Raw genomic sequence first — 418 nt, forward strand, 5'->3', positions numbered from 1 at the left:
GCCCAGCACCTTCCACGTTCTTCGCCACAGTCAAGTGTGCATTGAAGTCAGGGAACGAATGAGTAAGGCCCTCACGCAGCAGCTCATCATGCAAGGACTGGAGACCTGTGGAGTCTAGACGCAGGACTAGAACGTTGCCCTTAGGTGTATCCCACTTTTCGAAGTGCGTGGCACGTGCCGAGATAGGACGATCCACAGGAATCCTGACTTGATGAGGAAGTGCACCATTATGATATAGAACAGTTACATGATATTCCGTGCTGTTCTCTGCCTTAAACGGAGCACCGGTCAAAAGCTGCTGAACGGTAAGCACCCCCTCTTCATCTGGATCACACCATACATACAGCCCGGACTTTGAATCCATCATGCGAATCTCGTCGTACAGGATTCGTGCATAGATAGGTGTACTCATTAAAAC

General features: G+C 50.0%; 1 protein-coding gene. It reads right to left on the minus strand.

Translation table 11 applies throughout. The annotated features are described in order from the left end of the window. Window positions 1–367 (minus strand): hypothetical protein (locus AC1RPU_RS07890; RefSeq protein ID WP_481769627.1); only part of this gene is annotated, 367 nt, incomplete at its 3' end. Window positions 368–418 lie beyond the last annotated feature (51 nt).

The organism is Dellaglioa sp. CoH-55-MRSF-7, from assembly GCF_056782235.1.